The sequence below is a fragment of the Mangrovimonas yunxiaonensis genome (genome assembly GCF_000733475.1).
GTDB classification, from domain to species: Bacteria; Bacteroidota; Bacteroidia; order Flavobacteriales; family Flavobacteriaceae; genus Mangrovimonas; species Mangrovimonas yunxiaonensis.
Window position 1 is genome coordinate 334,723 of record NZ_JPFK01000007.1, and the last position, 23,042, is coordinate 357,764.

Annotated in this window: 15 protein-coding genes; 8 read left to right on the top strand and 7 right to left on the bottom strand. The window is 41.8% G+C overall.

The window, feature by feature from the left end; genetic code table 11:
• Positions 1-5: 5 nt before the first annotated feature.
• A complete protein-coding gene (locus tag IA57_RS08900; RefSeq protein WP_036122227.1) occupies positions 6-542 on the bottom strand; it encodes a DUF2911 domain-containing protein in 537 nt (178 codons plus the stop codon).
• 70 nt (positions 543-612) lie between these two features.
• Positions 613-1,878, bottom strand: a complete 1,266-nt coding sequence (locus tag IA57_RS08905) for a YCF48-related protein (protein WP_036122230.1) — start codon at positions 1,876-1,878, stop codon at positions 613-615.
• Between the two features lie 158 nt (positions 1,879-2,036).
• Here IA57_RS08905 and asnB point away from each other — a divergent pair, with 158 nt between their 5' ends.
• The 6 genes from asnB to secDF all read left to right on the top strand — a co-directional run bounded on the left by asnB (position 2,037) and on the right by secDF (position 11,934).
• Positions 2,037-3,701, top strand: coding sequence for an asparagine synthase B (asnB, locus tag IA57_RS08910; protein ID WP_036122232.1), 1,665 nt, complete (start codon positions 2,037-2,039; stop codon positions 3,699-3,701).
• Between the two features lie 287 nt (positions 3,702-3,988).
• Positions 3,989-5,926 (top strand): DNA topoisomerase (ATP-hydrolyzing) subunit B, encoded by a 1,938-nt coding sequence (gene gyrB, locus IA57_RS08915; RefSeq protein ID WP_036122235.1) that lies wholly within the window; start codon positions 3,989-3,991, stop codon positions 5,924-5,926.
• A 159-nt stretch (positions 5,927-6,085) separates the two neighbouring features.
• Positions 6,086-7,099 carry a DUF6588 family protein gene (locus IA57_RS08920; protein ID WP_036123265.1) on the top strand — a complete coding sequence of 338 codons (1,014 nt, stop codon included), beginning with the start codon at positions 6,086-6,088 and terminating at the stop codon, positions 7,097-7,099.
• A gap of 129 nt (positions 7,100-7,228) precedes the next feature.
• Positions 7,229-8,155 (top strand): malate dehydrogenase, encoded by a 927-nt coding sequence (gene mdh / locus IA57_RS08925; RefSeq protein WP_036122237.1) that lies wholly within the window; start codon positions 7,229-7,231, stop codon positions 8,153-8,155.
• Positions 8,156-8,226: 71 nt separating this feature from the next.
• Positions 8,227-8,829 (top strand): hypothetical protein, encoded by a 603-nt coding sequence (locus IA57_RS08930; protein ID WP_036122240.1) that lies wholly within the window; start codon positions 8,227-8,229, stop codon positions 8,827-8,829.
• Positions 8,830-8,943: 114 nt separating this feature from the next.
• Positions 8,944-11,934, top strand: coding sequence for a protein translocase subunit SecDF (gene secDF, locus IA57_RS08935; protein ID WP_036122242.1), 2,991 nt, complete (start codon positions 8,944-8,946; stop codon positions 11,932-11,934).
• Positions 11,935-12,032: 98 nt separating this feature from the next.
• Here the strand turns inward: secDF and IA57_RS08940 are convergent, their stop codons facing one another.
• The 5 genes from IA57_RS08940 to folE all read right to left on the bottom strand — a co-directional run bounded on the left by IA57_RS08940 (position 12,033) and on the right by folE (position 15,968).
• The gene (locus tag IA57_RS08940; RefSeq protein ID WP_036122246.1) at positions 12,033-12,542 is read right to left on the bottom strand and encodes a DUF192 domain-containing protein; all 510 of its coding nucleotides are present in this window, start codon (positions 12,540-12,542) and stop codon (positions 12,033-12,035) included.
• Positions 12,535-13,464, bottom strand: a complete 930-nt coding sequence (gene lgt / locus IA57_RS08945; RefSeq protein ID WP_036122254.1) for a prolipoprotein diacylglyceryl transferase — start codon at positions 13,462-13,464, stop codon at positions 12,535-12,537. The genes IA57_RS08940 and lgt overlap by 8 nt, the downstream gene beginning before the upstream one ends.
• A gap of 71 nt (positions 13,465-13,535) precedes the next feature.
• Positions 13,536-13,784: a membrane protein insertion efficiency factor YidD gene (yidD, locus tag IA57_RS08950; RefSeq protein ID WP_036122260.1), complete on the bottom strand. Its 249-nt coding sequence runs from the start codon at positions 13,782-13,784 to the stop codon at positions 13,536-13,538.
• An 8-nt stretch (positions 13,785-13,792) separates the two neighbouring features.
• Positions 13,793-15,280 (bottom strand): cysteine--tRNA ligase, encoded by a 1,488-nt coding sequence (gene cysS, locus IA57_RS08955; protein WP_036123268.1) that lies wholly within the window; start codon positions 15,278-15,280, stop codon positions 13,793-13,795.
• Between the two features lie 10 nt (positions 15,281-15,290).
• On the bottom strand, positions 15,291-15,968 hold the full coding sequence (gene folE, locus IA57_RS08960; protein WP_036122263.1) for a GTP cyclohydrolase I FolE: 678 nt from the start codon (positions 15,966-15,968) through the stop codon (positions 15,291-15,293).
• Positions 15,969-16,172: 204 nt separating this feature from the next.
• On the opposite strand from folE, the gene IA57_RS12370 reads away from it, so the two are divergent.
• Both IA57_RS12370 and IA57_RS12375 read left to right on the top strand, forming a co-directional pair.
• Complete coding sequence (locus IA57_RS12370) at positions 16,173-16,658, top strand: hypothetical protein (RefSeq protein ID WP_051881022.1); 486 nt, start codon at positions 16,173-16,175, stop codon at positions 16,656-16,658.
• A gap of 9 nt (positions 16,659-16,667) precedes the next feature.
• Positions 16,668-22,796, top strand: a complete 6,129-nt coding sequence (locus IA57_RS12375; RefSeq protein WP_084176743.1) for a T9SS type B sorting domain-containing protein — start codon at positions 16,668-16,670, stop codon at positions 22,794-22,796.
• Positions 22,797-23,042: the final 246 nt, after the last annotated feature.

The window sequence follows — 23,042 nt, forward strand, 5'->3', positions numbered from 1 at the left end:
ACAATTTACTCTGAAATAGGAATGGCTAAGCGCAGGGTTTCCCAGCCTAGGTGCATGGTGCCCTCATCGTCAAAAGCAATGGAGAACGACTCTAAGGTATCTTGGCTTTTGTTCACTTGTGCCAATACTCTTGCAACATCCTTGTTTTTATTGTAGCTGTAAGCGCCCCAAACATCAACTTCGGCATTAAGAATGATGGTCCATGTTTCTTTTTCGGGGATGGTAAAAAGCGTGTAGGTGCCGGCTTTAACGGGTTTTCCGCCAAAGGTAACATCCTTAAAAAAAGTAATTTCTGTAGCTTCGTTGGCGCCAGTACGCCAAACCTTGCCGTTGGGAGCTAAAGATTCTATTGGCCGGCCTTTTAATTGTGGCCTGCTGTAAATAACCTTGACTAGTTTTTTTGAAATTCTATGGCTGCTGGGGTATGTTGCCGCATCCATAGGGCTTACATCAAGTGGTTTAAAATTTTGTCCAACAAGTGTGAAGGAGGTTAAAAACGCAGCGATTAAAAAAGAAGTTGAAAAGGCTTTGGGTAATGTCATGGCTAAGTTTTTTTAGATGAATTTGAATGAGTTTTAAAATTTTATTTTTTGCTTTTGCTATAAAAACGCATTATTCCTTAATAAATTTTAAGGAGGTCCTTTGAAAATTGTTGTGGAAATTGACAAAATACATGCCAGACGATAGGTTATCCACATTAAACGTATAAGTTTTGGTGGTTCCGCCTAGCACATTAACTACCCTTGCGAGTTCTTCTATGTATTGTCCGTTGGCGTTATAGAGTTCAATTAGGGCGTTGTCGCTGTCGGGAAATGTAATAGTGAGTTCTAAATGGGATTTAACAGGGTTTTTGTTAAGCGAAATGTTAAGAGGGTTGGGTGTTGGGTGTGTTTGGTTTTCGGTACTTAGGGTTTCTTCGGTAAATTTGTATATAGTGGCACCCGATGCATAAGCTAGCTCCTGATTGAGAATAAAAATACGATTTAAGTTAGCGCCCACATTTATATTAGTCCAGGTTTGGCCGCCATTATCGGTTTGGTGGAAGCCTGTGTTGTGGCCACCCATCCATCCGGTGTTCTCGTTTATAAAACCAACAGCTTGTATGTTGGTTTCGGGGGCGTTAAAGCTTTGCCAGCTGTTACCATCATCTAACGATTTTATAAGTTTTCCTAGGTTTGGTGCTACCGATGAGACTGCGCCAAAAATAATGTTGCTGTCTTCCAGTAGTTGAAGTTTCCAGACATATTCACCGGGAATGTTGGTGTTGTAAATTTCGGTCCAGCTAAGACCGCCATCGGTAGTTTTTAAAATACAGCCGCCATTTTGGTTTCTGCCACTGGCATACCCTAGGCTTTCAGATTGAAATAGGAGTTCGACCAAGGCCGTAGCATGGGCAGACATGTCGGTAAATTGCCAGTTTTCGCCACTGTCTGAAGATTTTATAATGTAGGCAGGGGTAAAATAGGCTCCACAACCATAAATGGTTGATGGTCCCACCGCATCTAAACCGCAAATGGCCTGTGGGTTTGGAGAAATAGCAACTTCAGTCCAAGTATCTCCACCGTCAACTGTTTTAAAAAACGTGCCGTTAAGAGTGCCTAAAAAACCAATGTTGGCATTTAAAAATTCAATGTTCCTAAAATAATAATTCCCATCTAGGTTGTTTTCGTTAAGCTGTTCTGTCCAGGTTGTGCCGCCATCAACAGTTTTAAATACCGCGGCATAATAACCGTTAGCAGCCCATCCTGTAGATTCATTAATAAAGAAAACATCATCAAAACGTTGGTTGTTGGTGTTGTTTGCTAAAGGTGTTGCTTGCCAGGTTTGCGAGTGGCAAAACCAAGATAGAAAGTATAGAATTATGCTTAAAAATTTCATATTGTAAAAATAAGGAATAAAATTAATGTCTTATGATTACACATTTTATCATTATGTGTTTTTAATGTTTTAAAATAAATCTATTTTACTCCTTGTTGTTTTTAATTATAATTTTAATTCAAATATTTGCTTAGTAATTAAAATTAAATAATAAAATTATGTGCGGAATTGTATGTGCGTTCGATTTAAAGCAAGAAGTAGGAGAGTTGCGTCCCCAAGTGTTAGAGATGTCAAAAAAAATACGCCATCGTGGCCCCGATTGGAGCGGGATTTTCAATAATGAGAAAGCTATTATGGCTCACGAGCGTTTGGCAATAGTCGATCCGGCCTCTGGAGGGCAGCCATTGTTTTCAGAAGATAAAAAACTGGTGCTTGCAGCCAATGGCGAAATATACAACCATAGGGCACTAAGAACACAGTTAAAAGAAGGGTATTGTTTTCAGACAAAAAGCGATTGCGAAGTTATTTTGGCGCTTTATAAGGAAAGGGGTGTCGGTTTTCTTGATGACTTAAACGGTATTTTTGGCTTTGCTATTTACGATGTCGACAAGGACGAATATTTTGTAGCTCGGGACCACATGGGTATTATTCCATTGTATGTTGGCTGGGATGAACAGGGAACCTTTTTTGTGGCTTCAGAACTCAAGGCATTAGAAGGGTATTGCGTTAAAATAGAGACGTTTCCTCCAGGGCATTACCTGTCAAGCAAAGACGGCGTATTTGTGCCTTGGTACAAGCGCGATTGGGAAGATTACGATGCTGTAAAAAACAATGAGACCAGTATTTTAGAAGTACAACAAGCGCTCGAAGATGCTGTGCATAGGCAATTAATGAGCGATGTGCCTTATGGTGTGTTGCTGTCTGGTGGCTTAGACTCTTCGGTAATTTCGGCCATTGCTAAAAAGTATTCGCAAATGCGTATTGAGACCGATGATAAAACCCAAGCCTGGTGGCCACAGTTACACAGTTTTTCGGTAGGGCTAGAAGGCGCACCAGACTTGGTTGCAGCCCGTAAGGTTGCAGCCCATATTGGCACCATTCATCATGAAATTACATTTACTATTCAAGAAGGGCTAGATGCAGTAAGAGATGTTATCTATCAGTTGGAAACTTACGATGTTACAACGGTTCGCGCCAGTACTCCTATGTATTTAATGGCTCGGGTAATTAAATCGATGGGGATTAAAATGGTACTGTCTGGCGAAGGTGCAGACGAATTGTTTGGTGGGTACCTCTATTTTCATAAAGCGCCAAATGCCAGAGAGTTTCATGAGGAAACCGTTAGAAAATTAAAAAAACTCCACCAATACGATTGCTTACGAGCAAATAAAAGTTTAGCGGCCTGGGGCATTGAAGGGCGTGTTCCGTTTTTAGATAAAGCGTTTATAGATGTTGCTATGCGCATCAATCCGAAAGATAAAATGATAACGCCAGAACGCATGGAAAAATGGGTGGTTCGCAAGGCTTTTGAAGCTTACCTGCCAGAAAGTGTGGCTTGGCGACAAAAAGAACAATTTAGCGATGGCGTGGGCTACAGTTGGATAGATACCTTAAAAGAAGTGGCAGCGGCAGCCGTAACCGATGCAGAACTGGCAAATGCCAAACAGCTGTTTCCGGTGCAACCTCCAACCACCAAAGAAGAGTTTTATTACCGCACTATTTTTGCCGAACACTTTCCTAGCAATACCGCAGCGTTAAGTGTTCCGCAAGAGCCCAGTGTGGCATGCAGTACCAAAATTGCTCTGGAGTGGGACGAAGCCTTTAAAAACCTAAACGATCCAAGTGGTAGGGCCGTTGCAAAAGTGCATGCAGAGGCTTATTAAAACAATATGCGGTGCTAAAAATGAATTCAAAATCTCGCCTGTGCGGGATTTTGTCTTTTTTGGCTATGGTGTGAAATGTTAAAATAATTCAATATCGATTTTAAACCTGTTTTAAGCTTGTTTAAGGCAGTTTAAAGAAATTAACAATTGTTGATAAATTTTAACTTAAGGCGCTTAAAAGCTTTAATAAAGCCTTAAAGTTTTGTATATTTGAAAGTGGTAGAACAAATGCACAAAAAGTGCATTTTTTTATGGCATAACCTTAAAAAATAATCAAAAGAAAATATATGAGCGAAGAAGCTAAAAAACAGTATTCCGCCGATAGTATTCAGGCCCTAGAAGGGATTGAACACGTGCGCATGCGTCCGTCGATGTATATTGGAGATGTGGGAACCAGAGGATTGCACCACCTGGTATATGAAGTTGTGGATAACTCGATTGATGAAGCATTAGCTGGACATTGCGACACCATTAAAGTAACCATTAACGAAGATAACTCCATCACCACCGAAGATAACGGGCGTGGTATTCCTGTAGATATCCATAAAAAAGAAGGCGTTTCTGCACTTCAGGTGGTTATGACCAAGATTGGTGCCGGAGGAAAATTCGACAAGGATTCTTACAAGGTTTCCGGTGGTTTGCACGGGGTAGGGGTAAGCTGTGTTAACGCGTTATCTACCCATTTAAGAGCAACGGTTTATAGAGATGGAAAAATATGGGAGCAGGAGTACGAAAGAGGAAAAGCTCTTTATCCTGTTAAAGCCATAGGTGATACCGATTTAAGAGGAACCGTGGTGACCTTTAAACCAGATCCAGATATTTTTCAGCAAACCCTAGAGTATAGCTACGATACGTTAGCGAGCAGAATGCGGGAGTTGGCTTATTTGAACAAAGGCATTACCATTGTACTTACCGATAAACGCCACAAAACCGAAGCTGGTGAGTTTGAAGGGGAAGTTTTTCATTCGGAAAATGGCTTAAAGGAATTTGTTCAGTTTTTAGATGGCAATCGTGAGCCTTTAATTAAAAAAGTGATTGCTTTTGAAGGTGAGAAAAACGATATTCCAGTAGAAGTGGCCATGGTTTACAACACCTCGTATGCCGAAAATCTTCACTCTTACGTAAACAATATTAATACCCACGAAGGGGGAACGCATTTAACAGGATTCCGTCGAGGGTTAACACATACCTTAAAAAAATATGCCGACGAGTCTGGCATGTTGGATAAACTTAAATTCGATATTTCTGGCGATGATTTCCGCGAAGGATTAACAGCCATTGTATCGGTAAAAGTAGCAGAGCCACAATTTGAAGGGCAAACCAAAACCAAACTAGGTAACCGCGAAGTATCGGCCTCTGTTAGCCAAGCGGTTTCAGAAATGCTTACCGATTATTTAGAAGAACACCCAGACGATGCGAAAACCATTGTTCAGAAAGTAATTCTAGCAGCTCAGGCACGCCACGCCGCACAGAAAGCCCGTGAAATGGTTCAGCGTAAAACGGTTATGAGCATAGGAGGCTTGCCAGGGAAGTTAAGTGACTGTTCAGAACAAGACCCGGCCCAGTGCGAAGTGTTTTTGGTAGAGGGTGATTCGGCAGGTGGAACCGCCAAACAAGGTCGTGACCGAAAGTTTCAGGCCATTCTACCCTTACGAGGTAAAATCCTGAACGTAGAAAAAGCCATGTCACACAAGGTTTTTGAAAATGAAGAAATCAAGAACATCTTTACCGCATTAGGAGTAACCATCGGGACCGAAGAAGATAGTAAGGCACTTAACCTGTCTAAATTACGTTACCATAAAATTGTAATTATGTGTGATGCCGATATCGATGGTAGCCATATTGCCACTTTAATCCTAACGTTCTTCTTCCGCTACATGAAAGAACTTATCGAAAATGGCCATGTGTATATTGCCACACCACCATTGTATTTGGTTAAGAAAGGGAATAAAAAACGATATGCTTGGAATGATAAAGAACGTGACGGCATTGCCGAGGAATTTGGCGGAAGTGTAAGTGTGCAACGATACAAAGGTCTTGGAGAGATGAACGCCGAGCAACTTTGGGACACAACCATGAACCCCGAGTTTAGAACCCTACGTCAAGTAAATATAGACAATGGTAGCGAGGCCGATAGAATCTTTTCAATGCTAATGGGCGATGAGGTACCACCGCGTAGAGATTTTATTGAAAAGAATGCCGTTTATGCCAATATAGATGTGTAATTAAATTGCGGCTGTTCTTCACTTAAAAAGGAATCTAAAAACAGCGCATGACAATTTTTAAACTAAAACTAATAAAAACACCTTTGCAATCTGCAAAGGTGTTTTTCGTTTAATAAATATGTGCTACTTTTAAAATTAAAAACAACAACCTACTTATATATGAATAGCATAAAAACAACTTTTGCAGTCTTTTTAATGGGCTTAACAGGGTTTGCCCAAGAAAACATAAACGACTTAATGGCCGCAGGCATTAACGACGCCAAAACATTTACTTCGCATTACATAGCGCCCGCTAGCGATGGTTTAGGGTATGGCATTAACAACGGCTGGTTTAATAGCGGGAAGGCCTTAAAACGATTTGGCTTTGAAATTTCTGTTATAGGCAATGCCATTTTTATAAAAGACAAGCATAAATCGTTTACCATGCAGGCATCCGATTATGAAAACGTGCGGTTTTCCGATGGCAGTACATCCAAGCAGGTAGCCACGGCCTTGGGGCATAACGATCCAGGCATTAGCGTGGTTATAACTTACGACGACCCCATTTTTGGGCAGCAAGAAACCACTCTAACCCTGCCAACAGGCTTGGGAGCTACGTCTGTTAATTTCATTCCTACGGCCTTTGTTCAAGCAGCGTTCTCACCGTTTAAAGGCACGCAGATAAAAGGGCGGTTTTTTCCAAAAACCAATGTAGAAGATGCTAAAGTAAGCTTGTATGGGGTGGGGCTACAACAAGAATTCACTACCTTTTTACCAGCCGACAAGCTGTTTCCTGTAGCCATTTCGGGCTTAATTGCTTACACGCACTTAGATGGCGCATACGATTTCACCGACACCGAAATAGTGGCTGGGAGCAAACAGCGTATAGAAACCGATGTTAATACATGGTTGTTTGAAATGATTGTGTCAACAAAACTAAAGGTTATTAATGTTTATGGCGGTTTGGGGTATATGACAGGAACAACAACCTCCGATTTGTTGGGAAGCTATGTGGTGTCTGACGGCGTGTTGTTTTCCCAAGAAATAAAGGATCCGTTTTCTATAGAGAAAGATGTGTCTGGTGTGCGTGCAACACTTGGCGCCAATCTTAAACTAGGCTTTTTTGGGCTAAACCTAGATTATACCCTGGCAGCGTTTAATAGTGCGGTATTGGGACTTAATGTTTCATTTTAGGGCCATAGCTTAGGTTAAAACAGTAAAAGTGTAGGATTTAGTCCTGCGCTTTTTTATTTACAGCATAATAATTCGTATTTTCGCTGTCTTGAAAATCAACACAAAATAATTTAAAATTTTAATAAACAAATGAAAGTAACAGTAGTTGGAGCAGGAGCAGTAGGTGCTAGTTGTGCCGAATATATAGCCATTAAAAACTTTGCATCGGAAGTGGTATTATTGGACATTAAAGAAGGTTTTGCCGAAGGAAAAGCCATGGATTTAATGCAAACCGCTTCGTTAAATGGTTTCGATACTAAAATTACCGGTGTAACAAACGACTATGCCAAAACAGCAGATAGCGATATTTGCGTAATTACATCTGGAATTCCGCGTAAACCAGGCATGACCAGAGAAGAGTTAATAGGCATTAATGCCGGGATTGTTAAAACCGTATCGTCTAGTTTAATTCAACACTCTCCAAATACCATTATAATTGTTGTGAGTAACCCAATGGATACCATGACATATTTGGTGCATAAAACAACCAATTTACCAAAAAACAGAATTATTGGAATGGGCGGTGCGTTAGACTCTGCACGTTTTAAGTACAGATTGGCAGAAGCTCTAGAGGCTCCAATTAGCGATGTAGACGGTATGGTAATTGGTGGTCATAGCGATAAAGGAATGGTGCCATTAACCGCACACGCTACAAGAAACAGCGTTAAGGTAACCGAGTTTTTATCAGACGAGCGCTTAAACCAAGTAAAAGAAGATACCAAAGTAGGTGGGGCAACCTTAACTAAACTACTAGGAACATCGGCTTGGTATGCACCAGGAGCAGCCGTAAGCGGTTTGGTTCAAGCCATTGCCTGCGACCAAAAGAAAATGTATCCGTGTTCGGCCTTATTAGAAGGAGAGTATGGGTTAAACGACCTTTCAATAGGTGTGCCTGTTATTTTAGGACGTAACGGTATTGAGAAAATTGTAGAAATTGAATTAAGCGATGCCGAAAAAGCACATCTAACAGAAAGTGCTGAAGGGGTTAAGAAAACCAATGGTTTATTAGCCTTATAATATTCTAAAAATTAAATAGATATTTATAAGTAAAGACTGTAGAAATACAGTCTTTTTTTTATATTTGGCGCATGAAAGTAAAATGGTACCTTGGTGCTTTATTAATTGTTCTTTCTGTATTAGGATTATCGCAATATAATGGGGCGCATCCTAATCAGGAAATCATATTAAATTTCACAGATGAAAACACAACATCTGATGAAGCCCAACGTGCTATTGTACTGGTAAAAAATCAGCTTCAAAGCATAGGCGCCGCCTCGGTTAAGGTTCATGAGTTAGACAAAGGAACGCTAAAAATAACCTATTACAGCCCTACAGATGTTTCTAGTGTAAAAAATCTGCTGGTAAACGATAAGCATTTAGAAGTAGGCTATGCATCACATTCTAAGCAGCCAAAACCTTTAAATGAAAAAGATTATAAGCTAGAGGTTTACGAGCTTCAAAATAACGATTTAGAAACTTCGGGACTGAATGGAAAATGCATGCTAAGTGCCAAGCAGGATTTTGATCGTTTTCACTCGCCAAAAGTAAACACGCTTTATAAAAAAAATACTCAGGTGGCTGCTGCCAACAACACTTTTAAAGTAGCTTTAAAAGTTTTTAAAGCAGTAGAAGACACCATAGAAAAGACTTCGCAAGATATTCCAGATGTAAGAGCTGGACCAATATGTTAGTAAACTTCTAACATCATTCAAAAAAAAACATCATTACTCAAGTTTAAACTTAAACAAAAACAGTCAAGGTATTTAAGATATTGAATAGTAACTTTGACTTAAAACAATTAAAACATGCAAAATAAAGGATTAGTAAAACTGTTTGCTATTTTGTTTGGTTTGGTAAGTATTTATCAATTATCATTCACATTCAAAGCCAACAGTGTTGAAAACGAAGCGCAAGCGCTCTCAAATGGAGATTTTGAAGCGGAAAGAACCTATCTAGACTCGATTTCCAGCGAGAAAGTATTTAATTTAGGATTTGCCGATTATACATACAATGAAGTTAAGGAAAACGCCATGAACCTTGGCTTGGACCTTAAAGGTGGGGTTAGTGTTATTTTACAAGTATCTGTAAAAGACATCTTAAAAGGTCTTGCCAACTACAGTAAAGACCCTGTGTTTAACAAAGCTTTGGACGATGCTTCCGAGCTTCAAAAAAATAGCCAGAACACCTATTTAGAAGATTTCTTTGTGGCTTTCGATGCCATTAAAGGCGATAAAAAATTGGCAGCACCAGAAATTTTTGCCAACAGAACCTTAAGCGAAGAGATTACTTTCGATATGTCTGATGATGAGGTAAAGCCTATTATCGAAAGAAAAATTGACGAATCTATCGTTTCTGCATTCGAAGTGTTGCGTAAACGTATCGATGAGTTTGGTGTTGTGTCGCCAAGCATTCAACGTTTAGGGAACTCTGGGCGTATTTTAGTAGAACTACCTGGTGTAAAAGATAAAGAACGTGCTATAAAATTATTACAAAGCACAGCACAGTTAGAGTTCTGGGAAGCCTACAAAGGCGAGCAGTTTTTAGGCTTTTTAAACGAAGCCAACGAACTCTTGAAAAATATGGAAGCACAAGAGGAAGCCGCTTCTAATGAAACTGAAGAGTCTGTAGACGATACCGAGCAAACCGAAGATGATAAGATTGCCGACCTGTTAGGAGAAGATCCAGATTCTACAATTGTAGAAAACAACCCTATAGGGAAACTAATACGTGGGTTTGGCTATCAAGGCGGGCCTATTGTAGCACAATTTGCCGTTAAGGATAAAGACCAAGTAGAGGCGTATTTAAACATGCCGCAAGTTAGAGCTTTACTACCAGCAGAACTTCGCGATGTGAAATTTCTTTTTGGTAAGCCAGCAACCGATAGCGAGATTCTAGACCTATATGCTTTAATTGGAAACCGCGATAATGTACCGCCGTTAAGTGGAGCCGTAGTAACAGATGCAAGACAAGAGTACGGACCAACAGGGAAGCCTGTGGTTTCTATGCAAATGAACTCTAAAGGCGCTAAAGTTTGGGAAGAATTAACTGGAAAAGCTTACCAACAACAAAGCCAGATTGCCATCGTACTTGATAACGTGGTGTATTCGGCACCGGGAGTAACTACAGGAGCCATTTCTGGAGGAAACTCTCAAATTTCAGGGGAGTTTTCGTTAAACGAGGCAACCGACCTTGCAAACGTACTTCGCGCAGGTAAATTACCGGCTTCAGCAGATATTATTCAAGGTGAAGTGGTAGGGCCGTCATTAGGGCAAGAAGCTATAGATAGCGGTAAACTATCGTTCTTAATCGCTTTAGCCGTTGTTTTAATCTGGATGTTATTCTACTACGGAAAAGCAGGACTTTTTGCAGATATCGCAATGCTATTTAATATCTTATTAATTTTTGGTATCCTATCAGGATTAGGCGCCGTACTAACATTACCGGGTATTGCAGGTATTGTTTTAACCATAGGGATGTCGGTTGATGCCAACGTACTTATTTTTGAGCGTGTAAGGGAAGAACTTTACAAAGGAAAAGATCAAAAAGAAGCAGTAAAAGATGGATTTGCCAATGCGTTATCATCCATTCTAGATGCCAACATTACAACAGGTCTAACGGCTTTAATCTTATTTATTTTTGGTACGGGACCAATTAAAGGATTTGCTACCACCTTACTTATAGGTATTGGTACATCGTTATTCACCGCTATTTTTATCACGCGTTTAATCGTAGACTGGTATGTAGGCAGAGGTGGAAAACTGGAGTTCTCTACGGGAATTACTAAAAACCTATTCAGAAACATTAACATTAACTTCCTTACCAAGCGTAAAACAGCTTACGTGGCATCTGCCATTTTAATTGTTGTAAGTTTAGGATCGTTGTTTACAAATGGCTTAGACCAAGGGGTAGACTTTGTTGGAGGTAGAACATACCAAGTGCGTTTTGCTGAAGACATTAGCGCTTCTGAAATTACATCAACCTTAAACGAAGTATTTGGAAGTGCCGATGCTAAAACATTTGGAAGTGCCAACCAATTAAAAATCACCACCAAGTACAAGGTGAACGAAGTAGGTACAGAAATTGATGAAGAAATAAGACAAGACTTATACAATGCCCTACAACCTCACTTTGAAGGCGTAAGCTACGACGAGTTTATTAGCGACGACGCTCACAAGTCTGTAGGCTTAATGAAATACTACAAAGTAAGCCCAACCATTGCCGACGATATTAAAAAGGATTCGTTCTGGGCTATTTTAGGTTCGCTAATAGTGGTGTTCCTTTATATCTTATTCCGTTTTAAAAGATGGCAATTCTCGCTTGGTGCTGTGGCAGCAGTATTCCACGATGTACTTATCGTTTTAGGGATTTTCTCTTTAACGTACAAATTCATGCCATTTACTATGGAAATAGACCAGGCCTTTATTGCGGCAATCCTTACCGTAATTGGATACTCGTTAAACGATACCGTGGTTGTTTTCGATAGAATTCGTGAATTCTTTAACGAGCACACAAGCTGGGATTTCGACAAAGTAATTAACGTGTCTTTAAGCAGCACATTAAGTAGAACGCTAAACACCTCTTTAACAACTTTGGTGGTGTTGTTATCCATTTTTGTTTTTGGTGGCGACTCGATTAGAGGCTTTATGTTTGCTTTAATTATAGGGGTTATCGTTGGTACCTACTCATCGTTGTTTATTGCAACACCAATCATGTACGATTCGGTTAAAAAGGGAGATGCCAAAGAAGCCTTAAGAAAAAAGGAGGAAACGCCTGCTGAAGAAGAGGCACAAGCCTAGGTAAATAAATTATGTACAAAAAAGCCCTTCAAGAACTCTTGAAGGGCTTTTTTTATGGCTTTGCGTAAAAAGCGTTAGCCAAGCTTAAAGTGTTTTTTTTAGTTGCTGCTTTCGGTGAATTTAATACGATCGCCTTGGCTAAGCTGCCAAGTCTCGGAAAGGCCAGCATTAACTTCCAGAACGTACTTTGCAGGCACCTTAGAGGGGAGTGAGCTTTCATCTAGAGGTTTGGCGTTCTTCTGAATGCTAACCACAACTTGCTTATCGTCTAAATAAATAATATCCAAAGGGATTAGCGTGTTCTTCATATAAAAATACCGCGGCGATACATCTTCAAAAATAAACAACATCCCATGGTTGGGCTTTAAAGTGTTTCGGTACATTAAACCTGTTTGGGTCTCGTAACTGGTTTTGGCAATTTCAATATCCAAATGCGCCAATACCGAGTCGGTTTTTGCTTTTAAAATGGTGAGCTCGCCTTCCTTTTTAAAGCTTATCTTGGTTGGCTTTAAAGCAGGCGCTTTATCCTCTTTGCATGCAATGCTCGATAAAGAAACGGCACTGACCAGTAGGGCAGGGGCTACATGGTTTTTTAATAATTTATGCATGGGCAGGTTTTTTCTTGTATAAAAACATGAAATACAGGCCAATTAATATAAATGGTATACTAAGCCACTGGCCGGTGTTTAGTCCCAACCAATTAATGTATTCGTCGCCTTGCGGTTCTTTAGAAAATTCGACAAAGAAACGTATGCTCCACAACAGGATTAAAAACAACCCGAAAAGAAATCCTGTTTGCTCGGCCTTTTTCGTTTTGGTGTAAACAAACCAAAGGATTAAAAAGACAAAAATATAGCAAAACGATTCGTAAAGTTGCGACGGGTGTCTGTAGGGGACAGCCGCTAACAAATGGCTAAATTCTGGGTTGGTGGCTATGGCATTATAGGCGTCTTGTGCAGGCTGTATGCTGGTTAATTTAACCACTTCGTATTTGTTGTAAGCCTCTTGAATAAAGCGTACACCAAAGGCAGAATCGGTTACTTTCCCTATAATTTCAGAATTGATAAAATTACCAATACGAATAAAAACAGCACCTGCCGAAACAGGCAGCACAATGCGGTCTAAAATCCACATAAGGGATTTGTAGGTATATTTTTTTCGGTATAGGTACATGCCAATAATAATGCCTATTGCAGCACCGTGGCTTGCCAAACCTTGAAAACCGGTAAATTCGAACTCTGGTTTAAACCTAAAGGGTAGAAAAATACTGAAGAAATCTTGCGAGATTAACTCCGATTGATAAAATAAAACATGTCCCAGTCTAGCGCCAATCATGGTGGCTAAAACGGTATAGATAAAAAGGGGATCTAGGTATTCAAGCTTTACCTTTTCACGATTAAAAATACGTTTCATAATGTGCCAACCTAATAGAAAGGCCACAATCCACATCATGCTATAAAAATGAAGTTTAAAATTTCCGGCAATATCAATACCTGTTATAGGGTTCCAGTCGAATTTTAGGGTGTGCATAGTTAAGTTTTTCGTTACGTAAAGATATACAAATGTGCTGTAATGAAAAGGCAATGGTAGCCAACAAAACGTTAATTGTTATTTTTTTGATGTTTAGGGTCGGGAACCGGGTCGTATCCAGAACCACCCCAGGGATGGCAGCTAAAAATACGTTTTAAGGCCAATTTGCCTCCGTGCCAAAGGCCGTGCTTTGTTAAGGCCTCTATGGTATAATGCGAACAGGTGGGTTGGTAACGGCAGGTGGCCGGAAAAAAAGGGGATATGGCGTTTTGGTAAAACTTCACTAAAAAAATAAATGGAGCTATAACAAAACGCCTCATCGTACCGGTTAGTTTACAGTAAAGGTTGTCCCTTCTTTACCGTCTTTAAGTTGAATGCCCATGGCGGCCAATTGGTCCCTAATCTGGTCGGATAGTTTAAAGTCCTTATTGGCTCTGGCCTCTTGGCGCATTTTAATAAGAAGTTCTACAACTTGCGACAATTTATCTTCCGATTGGGCATTTTCGCTAGTCGATTGCGATTGTAGTCCTAAAATATCAAACACAAAACTGTGCATGGTTGTCTTTAAGGTATCTAGGTCGTTTTGTGTTATGCTGGCAGAACCGTCGTTAACTTGGTTAATGTGCTTTACGGCTTCAAACAAATGAGCGATTAATATGGGGGTATTAAAATCGTCGTTCATGGCATCGTAGCATTTCTGTTGCCAAGCCAAAACATCGAAGGTCGATGTGTTGCTGGTTTGCAGGCCGTCTAATGCTTGAATGGCTTCCATAAGGCGGTTAAAGCCTTTTTCGCTGGCCAAAAGGCCATCGTTGGTAAAGTCAAGAACACTTCTGTAGTGGGCTTGCAGCATAAAAAATCGGGCAACACTTGGCGAAAAGGCTTTGGTGATGTGCGGGTTGTCGCCAGTAAATATTTCGTTTGGCAAAATAAAATTCCCGGTAGATTTTGCCATTTTCTTGCCGTTCATGATAAGCATGTTGGCATGCATCCAGTAGTTTACGGGGCTTTGCCCTTTGGCTGCTTCGTTTTGTGCAATTTCACATTCGTGGTGCGGAAACTTGAGATCCATACCACCGCCGTGAATATCGAAATGGTCGCCTAGGTACTTTGTACTCATGGCGGTACATTCTAGGTGCCACCCTGGAAAGCCATCGCTCCAAGGCGAAGGCCAACGCATAATGTGTTGGGGTTCGGCTTTTTTCCAAAGCGCAAAATCCTGTGGGTTCTTTTTATCGCTTTGCCCATCCAAAACTCTGGTGTTGTGGATTAAGTCTTCCACATTTCGTTTGCTTAGTTTTCCGTAATGGTTGGTTTTGTTAAATTTTAGCACATCAAAATAAACCGACCCGTTTACTTCGTAGGCAAACCCATTTTCTATAATGCTTTTTACCAGCTCTATTTGCTCAATAATATGGCCTGTTGCTGTAGGCTCGATGCTTGGCGGTAAAAAATTAAATTTGTTAAGAATGTTATGGAAATCTACTGTATAGCGTTGCACCACTTCCATAGGTTCTATTTCCTCTAGGCGGGCTTTTTTGGCAATGCGGTCTTCACCCACATCGGCATCGTTTTCTAAATGCCCGGCATCTGTAATGTTTCTTACATAGCGTACTTTGTACCCTAGGTGTTTTAGGTACCTGAAAATCATGTCGAAAGACATAAAGGTCCGTACATTGCCTAAATGAACATTGCTATAAACCGTTGGCCCACAAACATACATGCCCACGTGGCCGGTATTAATAGGTTTAAAAACGGCTTTTTCTCCCGTAAGGGAATTGTAAATTTTTATGGTTTGCGTGGTGTATAGCTGCATGGGCATTACTTTAAAACGAGGTGTCTAATTTAATATAATCCAAAAACTCTCGGCGTGTTTCCTTCTCTTTAAATTTTCCTCCAAATTCAGAGGTTACCGTACTGCTGTCAACATCGCGAATGCCTCTAGAGTTTACGCACAAATGCTTAGCATCGATAACACAAGCAACATCTTCGGTATTTAAAACCTTTTGAAGCTCTCTAACAATTTGAATGGTTAGACGCTCTTGTACTTGTGGGCGTTTGGCAAAATGGTCTACAATACGATTCATTTTAGACAAGCCAACAACAGTACCGTTCGAAATGTAGGCAACATGAGCCTTGCCAACTATGGGCAATAAGTGGTGCTCGCAGGTAGAGTAAACTGTAATGTTTTTTTCTACCAACATTTCACCATACTTATATTTGTTGTCGAAGGTTGATGCCTTGGGTTTGGTGTTCGGGTTTAACCCGCCAAAAATTTCTTTAACATACATTTTTGCCACACGCATGGGGGTACCTTTAAGACTGTCGTCGCTTAAATCTAACCCTAAGGTTTCCATAATGTGTCTTACATCATCTTTTATGATGTCAATCTTTTCTTCATTGGAAAGCGTAAAAGCATCTTTTCGTAATGGCGTATCGGAAGACGTGCCTATATGGGCATCTCCTAACGACTCGAACTCCTCTATTTTACTGTCAAATTTCATGCAATAGGATATATGATATTTAATCGGCAAAGATAAGAAATTCACCTAAGTATTGCTTTATGGCGTTTTGTTTTATTTTGAAAACACTTAAAAATTAACTAACTTTTAGATAAAATTTTCTTAAATTTCGGCTCGATTTTTTAACAAAACCTTAATAAAGTAAAGCTACTCCTTATATAGTGGCTTGGTATTTAGTTTAATATTATGAAAAAGATAGTTATGCTATTTGCGGTGTTACAATGCCTATTTGTAACCACCTTAGTAGCTCAAAATCAGCAAAGGCAAAATAAAGTACCTTTAAAAGTAGTGCAATATGGTGATAATGTAGCGGCACCTTTAACCTTTAAAGAAAAGCAACAGTTAGAAGAAGTATATGGCGATAAACTGGAAGCTTATGTTTTAAATAGGCCACAGCGCTTAAAGGATATTAAGCATCTTTTAAGAAATAGGGTCGTGTATCAGGAAATACCAAACCCAAACGATCAAAAACCATGTCCGCTGTTATCGGAGGTTTCTTTGTTTAATAATTATGTACCAGATTTAAAACGTGACTTGGTATTTAACCAACAAACGTTTAATCCTCTAAAGTATAATTTTAATTTTTATGCCCGTGGGTCTCACATGTATCGTGTAGACAATACCAACTACTTTATTATTATTAAATCTCAACACCAACGAGTGAAAAAATAAAGACTTCTTATGAAAAAGATAATACCCCTTTTAATAGCACTTTTATTTAGCGCAACGGTCTTTTCGCAAGACGTTCTAATGCAAAACGGTACATCTAGCCAATGTTCGGGCATGTTTTACGACTCGGGCGGTGCCACAGGTAATTATGGTGATGGCGAAAGTTTTGTATATACCATTTGTCCTGAAAATCCAGGGCAACAAGTACAGCTTGATTTTACGGTTTTTAATACTCAGATAAATACCGATACCATGGTCATTTATGATGGTCCAGATACAACAGCCAATGCATTTGGAACTTTTTCAGGGGGGCCAAATGATAGTCCTGGCTTAGTTCAAGCAACACCTAACAATCCTTCTGGCTGTTTAACGATAGAGTTTACTAGTGATGGCACAGGAAATGGTTCAGGTTGGGAAGCAACAATAAATTGTTTAACACCATGTCAAACCATAACATCTCAGTTAGATAGTGCATCTCCAGCACCTAATGCAGACGGTTACATACGTGTTTGTCCTGATGAAGACATTACTTTAACAGGTAGCGGAAACTTCTCTGTCGATGGGACTGGTGCAACCTATGAATGGGATTTAGGCGATGGTAATACAGCTACAGGACAAACAGCAACGTTTTCTTATAGTACACCAGGAGTATATATAGTAAATTTAAATATTACAGATACTAATACCTCAATAAACCCAGATGGTTGCTCAAATACTAATTTAATAAATCAAGTTATACAAGTAGGAACCGAACCTGATTTTACAGGAACCCAAGCAGCAGATAGTGTACTTTGTTTTGGAGACTCAACAACAATTGATGGTGTTGTTACGCCAACAGAATTTATTAATGACTGTACACCACCAGTAAGTGGTACAACATATTTGCCTGATGGTAGTGGAGCGGTTTACCAAACTTGTGTAACAGTAGATTGTTACGATTCAAGTGCAACGTTAACAGATGTTAGTCAGCTTATAAGTATTTGCCTTAACATAGAGCACTCTTATTCTGGAGATTTAGATATAATTATAACAAGTCCTAATGGACAAACAGCAGATTTATTTACACAAGCAGGAAGTGGCACCTATTTTGGAGGGGCAAATGATGATGGAACAAATACACCAGGTGTAGGTGCTGATTATTGTTTTTCTATGTCTGGAAGTGTAACGCTAGCGAATGCTCCAACAGTTACAGCTGGTAGTCCCGCAAATGCTTCATGGCAACCAGGAACTTATTTGCCTGTTGAGTCTTTTAACTCGTTGATAGGTAGTCCGTTAAATGGTGATTGGTGTATTACAGTTGTTGATAACTTAAGTATTGATAATGGTTATATTTTTTCATGGGGCTTAGAATTTGACCCTAACTTACAGCCACCAGAACTATCATTTACACCTGTTATTACCTCTGAAGCTTGGGATGCAGATCCATCTATAGTTTCCACAAGCGGAAATACCATTACAGTACAGCCAACTACAGAAGGTGTACATTGTTACACATATCGAGTAACAGATGATTTTGATTGTGAGTATACCGAGGAGGTTTGTATAACAGTATTACCAGAAATTATAACAGAAACGCCTAATAACTTATTTTTATGTAACCCAGGGGCGCCTCCTTATATTTTTGACTTGACAGAAAATACACCAGTGGTTACAGCTTCCGCTCCTAATGCAAGTGATTTGGTGGTTACCTACCACAACTCACAGGCCGATGCCGATGCCGATACAGGGGTGATAGGCACACCGGCAGCCTATTCGGGTATCGATGGTGAAGTAATTTTTATTCGAATTGAATACCAGAGCTCGGGTTGCTACGAGACGTCATCTTTTACATTAAACATTACGCCAGAGCCCACGATAAATCCAGTGGGTGATTTAGTGCAATGTGATGATCCGAGCAACGACGGCATCGCAGACTTCGATTTAGAGAGCCAATCGGCCACGATTTTGGGAGCACAGCCCTCAAGTGATTTTGTGGTGACCTATTACGACAGCCAAACTTCGGCAGATGCCGGTACAGGCTGGTTAAGTAGCCCATTTTCGAGTTCCGGTCAGCCCATTTGGGTGCGTGTGGAACTGGCTAGCGATGCCAGCTGTAGCAATGTGTCTGTAGGGCCGCTTTTCAATTTGGTTTTAAACCCAGTCCCCGAGATTTTACCGGAGACTCAGACCATCTGTGACAATGTCGCCCCTGGCGATGACGGTTTTGGGACGTTCGACCTGACCCTATCCGAGGGCGGGATTTTAAACGGCCTGATAGCCGCAGACCATGCGATTACTTACTACGAAGATGAGACAGATGCCGAGACAGGCCCAGGTACGCCAAGCGAGATATTAACACCAACGGCTTATACCAATACCACAGCAACCACGCAAACGGTTTATGTACGTGTTGAGAATATTACCACAAACTGCCACAGTGTAACCGAACTGGCCCTTCAGGTAGACCCTCTGCCGGTAATCACCGCATTAAGCACCAACACCGATATCTGTAGCGGTGCCGATGCCATCTTTACCATCACGGGAGCACCAGGCGATGTCGTGGATTATACCGTAAACGGAGGCGCTACCCAGCAAGTCACCCTAGATGCCACCACAGGCGAGGGAGTGGTAACGGTAGCAGGTGCCACAATGGACCAAACCATTACACTAACCCAAGTAACTAACCCTACAACGACCTGTAGCAGCAGTTTAACAGACACAGCAACAGTAACAATAGTACCTTTGCCAAGCATTACCTCCTTAACCACCAACACAGACATTTGTAGTGGTTCGGATGCGATCTTTACAATAACCGGTACACCAGACGATGTTGTAGATTATACTATTAATGGCGGTGCCACCCAACAAGTTACCCTAGACGCCACCACAGGCGAGGGGCTTGTAACCATAGCAGGTGCCGTTTCAGACCAAACAATAACGTTAGAACTAGTTACAAGCCCAGCAGGCTGTAGCACCCCATTAACCGATACGGCTACAATAACAGTAAACCCCAACCCAACAGCCACAGTGGTGGCCAATGGCGATATCTGTCCTAACGGCGACGCCTCGTTTACCATCACGGGCGATGCTGGCGATGTTGTAGACTACAACATTAATGGCGGTGGGAGTGTTCAAGTAACCTTAGATGCCGCAGGAGAAGCCATAGTTACGGCAGCTGCTGTAACGGTAGACCAAGTCCTTACCCTAGAGCAGGTAGAGAACCTTGGAACAACATGCTTAAGTATGTTAACAGCCTCGGCCACGGTTGTGGTTAACCCATTACCAACCCTTGTGGCCCCAACACCATTGGCTGTATGCGACGACAACATCCCTGATGGGATTACGGAGATGAACCTTACGGTAAAGAACAATGAGATTACCGGCGGCAATGCGGGTTATGTGGTAACCTACCACAACGACCTAGCCTCGGCTCAGATCGGCACCCCAGAAGTAGCCCCATCGGCTGCGGCCTATATTGGCACGAACGGCGAGGTGGTACATGTACGTGTAGAGAACGCTGCGACAGGCTGTTTCGATATAACCACACTTACCCTTGAAGTGGTGGGCGCCCCGGCGGCCAATGTTCCGGCAGACCTGGAATATTGCGATCCAGACAATGATGGTTTAGGAATCTTCGATTTAGACAGTACAATAAATGAGATTACCGGTGGCGATCCAACGTTGGATGTGACATTCCACCTAACACCAGAAGATGCCGCAAACGATGTGCTGCCCCAAAGCAGCCCATTGTCAAACGTAGTAAACCAGACCATTCATGTTCGGGTAGACTATGTTAATGGCGCGACCAACTGCCCAACGATAGTTACCTTAAACCTAGTGGTACTGCCCACCCCCGAGATAGCCGACCCAGAGCCCTATGAGCTTTGTGATGACGACGGCACCGCAGACGGCATGACAACCTTTGCCCTGCCGACCATGGATGCCGAGATTTTAGACGGGCTAAACGCAGCAGACTATGAGGTAACCTATTACGGTCTAGTTTCCGATGCAGAGATTGGGACAACAGCCCCTTCGTACATCGCCACACCAGGCGCTTATACAAGCGGAACAACAACATTGGGCGTTCGTGTAGAAAACCTAACAACAGGCTGTTACAGCACAACGACCCTAGACTTGATTGTTAACCCATTACCGGTACCAGTAACCACGGTAGAGGCCCTATCGCTGGCCATCTGTGACGATACCGATGCCAACGATGCGATTGCGACGTTCGACCTTTCCGGTCAGAGTGGCACCATCACCGGTGGGGTATCGAACTGGGCGGTGGACTACTATGAAACCCTTGCCGATGTGCAATCGGATACACCTATAGCAGACTACACAGCCTATACAAACCCGATGCCAGCACCAATGACAATCTGGGTGAAGGTAACCAACACCGATACAGGCTGTTTCGACCTAACAACACTGACCCTAGAAGTAGATCCGTTGCCTACACCAGCCGACAGCGCAGACCTGTCTCCCATAGAATTATGTGACGACAATACCCCTGGCGACCTGGTAGAGACCTTCGACCTAACAATCAACGAACAAGCCGTATTGAATGGCGAGCCCAACGTAACGGTAAGCTACCATACTACTTTTTCGGGAGCAGCATCTGGGGACAGCTCTATTGCAGACCCTACAGCGTACCAGAATACAGATCCGGTAGAAACCATTTATGTGCGCGTTACAAACACAGGCGACCCCAACAATACAAACGATATGGGCACGGGCTGTTATAACATCACCTCGTTCGAGATTATGGTACACCCACTTCCAGACGCCACTGCGGTACTGGAGGATATGATTGCCTGTGAGGACAATACCGATGGCATATATACCTTCGACCTAACGGTTCAGGATGCGATTGCCTTGAACGGTCAGAGCGCTACGGACTTTGCGGTGACCTATTACGAGACCTTGGCAGCTGCAGAATCTGGCCTTGGCGGAATTGCAACCCCATCGGCTTATGCAAACAACAATGCCAACCCACAGGAGATCTTTGTAACAATTAGAAACCTAACCACCGGCTGTGATGTGGTGGCGACCAGCTTCTTTGTAGAAGTACAAGAAGCCGCCAATGCCAATGCGCTGATGCCATTGGTTAGCTGTGACGACAATATGGAATTTGATGGCAACCCGAGCAACGACTCAGTGATGTTCGACCTAACGACTCAGGATGCTACGGTTCTAGGAGCTCAAGCTGCTACCGACTATACGGTGACCTATTACGAGAGTGAAGCCGATGCACTAGCAGGCAGCAATGCCATAGCTGGAGCAACATCGTATTTCAATACCGTAAACCCACAGACCATCTGGGTACGTGTGGACAACGATACCAGACCAGAGGACATCTGCTATGAAGTGACCTCTTTTGACCTTCAGGTGAACCCAGTTCCGGCCTTTGTTCTAGAAGACACATACGTACTTTGTGTGGGCACGAACGGGACAGAAGTCATCAATGTACCGGTTATGGACACTGGACTAGATGCTACGCTGTACGCTTTTGAATGGACCGAAGCAGGTGACCCAGCAACCGTATTAAGTACAGACCCTAGCTACGAACCTTTAATAGGCGGTACCTATACCGTTTATGTGGAGGACTTGGCCACGGGTTGTAACAGCAGTCTTACAACCACGGTTATAGAGAGCGCACCACCAGCAGTAACGGCAGACCCCGCCACCGAGGCCTTTGCCGATACCCATGTTGTTGTGGCCACGGCCACGGGCAATAGCGTCTATGAGTTTAGTATAGACCATGGGCCTTGGGTAAGCAACGGCACCAACACCTATACCTTTACCGATGTAGCCTTTGGCGAGCATGAGATAATGGTAAGAGATGCCAATGGTTGTGGTGTGTCTAGCACTACCGTATTTGTTATGGACTACCCGCTGTACTTTACGCCTAACAACGATGGATATAACGATACTTGGCAGATTGCCGGTATAGGCAACCAACTTAACGCTAAAATTTATATCTTTGATCGCTATGGCAAGTTGTTAAAGCAACTTAGCCCAACCGGAGCAGGTTGGGACGGAACCTTTAATGGCGAGCACATGCCTTCCAATGATTATTGGTTTACGGTAGAGTACCGCGAGCCGGGAGATATTAGTGGAAACACCAAGGAGTTTAAAGCACATTTTAGCTTGAAACGATAAGATAATAGAATACAATAAAAAGCCCGAGCATATGCTCGGGCTTTTTTTATTGGCACACCTAAATCCAATCAGAAAAGTAAAAAGTATCAAGCTTTTAGTTTTAAATAACACTGTACGCTTATAGCATTACAGGATGCTAAACAAGGGAAGGAAGGAAACAGGTTTTATATGGTTGTGCCTTATTTGTATAGTAAAAAGAAAAGACCTGAAGTGTTAACACCTCAGGTCTTTTTTCTATAATAAGCT